Origin of the sequence: Desulfobacter curvatus DSM 3379, from assembly GCF_000373985.1 — a bacterium.
Lineage (GTDB): Bacteria > Desulfobacterota > Desulfobacteria > Desulfobacterales > Desulfobacteraceae > Desulfobacter > Desulfobacter curvatus.
In genome coordinates this window covers 1-2,273 of the sequence record NZ_KB892998.1, presented here as the reverse complement: position 1 = coordinate 2,273, position 2,273 = coordinate 1, and the positions used below count along the sequence as shown (strand labels likewise).

At 40.1% G+C, this 2,273-nt stretch carries 2 protein-coding genes; both read right to left on the bottom strand.

The window, feature by feature from the left end:
- Positions 1-45 precede the first annotated feature (45 nt).
- Positions 46-846, bottom strand: coding sequence for a tyrosine-type recombinase/integrase (locus B147_RS27855; protein ID WP_083927850.1), 801 nt, complete (start codon positions 844-846; stop codon positions 46-48).
- 317 nt (positions 847-1,163) lie between these two features.
- Complete coding sequence (locus B147_RS0107955; protein WP_020586681.1) at positions 1,164-2,060, bottom strand: hypothetical protein; 897 nt, start codon at positions 2,058-2,060, stop codon at positions 1,164-1,166.
- Positions 2,061-2,273 lie beyond the last annotated feature (213 nt).

Genomic DNA, 2,273 nt, shown 5'->3' with positions numbered 1-2,273 from the left:
CTGTTGAGCACTTCAACCATAACGCAGAAAATGATTTTTTTCAGTCTATTTCATCGCTCTCCGACTTAGTCCCCCAAATCCGTTATAATCAGGATCCCTTCTTTTGAATCTTTCCGAAAGTACATTGAAAAGCCTTTGATTCAAAGGGATGCGCCTGGGGGTGAGATGACCACCTCGTTTTTTCCTTGTGTATAAAACCAAGTACATCTCGGCGAGGTTCACATCCTTCCATTGAAGGCGATTAATTTCACCAACCCGCCCCATAGTGCAGATTATTGTCCAGAGGTAATCCTGGGTATCGAGATCTGCAGCCATGACCACCTTCATAACATCCTCTTTAGGAGGGACATACTTTTCTGTTTTCTCGATTGGAAAAAATTCAATGCCCAGGGTTGGATTCTGATCAATCCAATTTCGTGGTGCCTTCATTCCAAAATTGAATAGCCCTCTTAAAGCACGAAGATCTTTATTTGCCGTCACAGCCGAGACTTCACGTTTTCGTTTCAATAAAAAAGATTGAACCATATCAACGCTGATTTCACTGCATTTCTTTTTGCCCCAATAAGAGCACCACCTTTTTGCAAAATAGATATTGTCAGTGTAATGCCTTTCTGAATTATATTCCTTTATATGGTCCAGTCGTCTATTAACCAACTCCAAGAAGTCCATGTCGGTTGGGATCGGGTCTGTGATCATCGAATGTTCCGGGTTTTGTATTTCCTCCTTTCTGCTGGCTTCGGCCTTTTTGGCTTCTTTTTTGGTTTTGAACCAGCTTTTTGTGTACCGTTTTCCGTTCAGGGTGAAGTCGTACCTCCACCCCTTTCCTTTTACAAAATATAAACTCATAGAGGTCCTCCTCTGCTGGGAAAAATAATGAACCTCCGAGCTTCCTTCCGCCCAGTTCCTCTGCGTGTTTGTAAACCCAGCTCACGCTTTTTTTCAGGTACTTTGCGGTTTCCTCCGGTGTCAGTATATTTTTTCCGCCAGCCATTGTAAATCGTTTCTCCTTTTCCAGGGTCCTTATCTCTGGAGCTGAAGGGGGATTTTGGCTGTAACGGTGTGACTTTTTGGGTAATAGAGGGGTATCTGTCTGGAATTATGGAAATAAAAAAGCCCTCTCAAAAAATGAAAGGGCCGATCTAAAAATTGTGTTGCTTTTCAAGTCAGTCTAAGTGCCAGACAATGTCCTCTAATGGCTCGTAGATGAAAGCTCCGTCTTCTTTGCGGATGCTATTTAATAGATGAGCATGCAATGCTTTCGCTTTTCTTATACCTTTAAGTTTGGTTAGCGCATCTCTATAATTCTTTTTGATTTTATCATTTATGATTTTGTATTTTGTGCCGGTATGATCTTGTTTTTCGGTAACCTTTTTTGTTTCAGTGGTACCTTTTGATATAAATTTTAACTTGGAACCGTCACATTCGTATTCAATATTCTTGTCATCCAAATATTTCAAAACCCCATTAATTTCATGCAGTTTACGATCAACTTTAGTAACTTCCCCTTTTGATACTGCTTCTTCTTTTTCTAAATACAGTTTTTCGTAAAGGTTACTATATGTTTGCAATTCTTCTTTCTGAACTTCACTCTTGTTCACCAGGACTGAAGCATCAGACACTGAAAGCTGATCTGCTTTTATAGCGCCTTCAAATTCGCCTTCACCAAAAGCTTTTTCTTCGTTTTCTTCGTTTGGGCTTTTATTATCTTCTGACAGTTCATGCAAAGCTCGGTAGTGCACCTTATTCTCAGGATTTGATATTATGTAATAAATCCACTGAAATCCTTTGCCACGCAAACCACTGACTGATTCACCGTCATACACAATCTTCCAGCCCTCTCCTTCACAATACATTGCATACGGCACTTCATCTCTAAGGCCTTTATTAACAACTTTATACAGATCAACCAGATAGTTTTTTTTCAGTTTCCATACATCGGCATAGGAGAATTTGTTGGACTGAATCAGCTTTTCATATTGACCCAGAAAGTTTAGCAAATGGCCTCTTAGAAAATCCTGAACATACTGCTTGTTAGAGTTTTCCTGAACCAGTTTTGCCATTTTGATATACTCTTCATTCTTTTCCTGAATTTGAAGCCCTAAACCAGGATCATCAATTTCATCAACAAAGAATTCCGGGAAAGGTCTATTTTCGAAAGGATTGACTGATGCCCAGAGGTAATTCTATTGGGTAAACCTCCACCTCCGGTGGAGGACTCGAAAAGTTTGACAGTTCCGGGAGTTGAAAATAAACAACCTTCCTTAAGTTAGCCG